The following is a 449-nucleotide window of genomic DNA, read 5'->3' on the forward strand; positions in this document are numbered from 1 at the left end:
GCATCTGCTTCTTTTATAAACACGCGCTGACTATTATTAAACTCAACTTGACCATCAGCTATAATTTCTGCCATAAAGCCTTGCCCTACTGGAAGGTATCGGGTTGGTACTATTGTGCCTTCCTCTAATCCTGTATCGGCACCATAAAGGCTTACAAATTGGGATGCTCGGATAGAACCTGTTTTATTTACTTTAGCATAGCCTCCTTGATATTCACTAAGGTTGTGAGATGTACCTGCCCATTGCTGCCATAATTGTATATAACCACCTATAACACCTGCATTATCATCTATAAACTTATGGACATCTAACGCTGAAGCATAAGGATTACCTAATAAATATGCCGTTTTTGAAACACTGGCTACTGAACCTGGACCTCCAGTATCTGTAACATCTATTAAAATAGTACCATTATTGGGCTTCCCTTCAAATATATATTGTTGCTCTGA

1 pseudogene is annotated in these 449 nt (G+C 38.8%); it reads right to left on the bottom strand.

Annotation, left to right across the window (positions count from 1 at the left end):
- Positions 1-449, bottom strand: a pseudogene (locus tag Q0870_RS15375) (hypothetical protein); the annotation flags it as partial.

Origin of the sequence: uncultured Algibacter sp. (genome assembly GCF_947487575.1) — a bacterium.
Taxonomy (GTDB): Bacteria; Bacteroidota; Bacteroidia; order Flavobacteriales; family Flavobacteriaceae; genus Algibacter_B.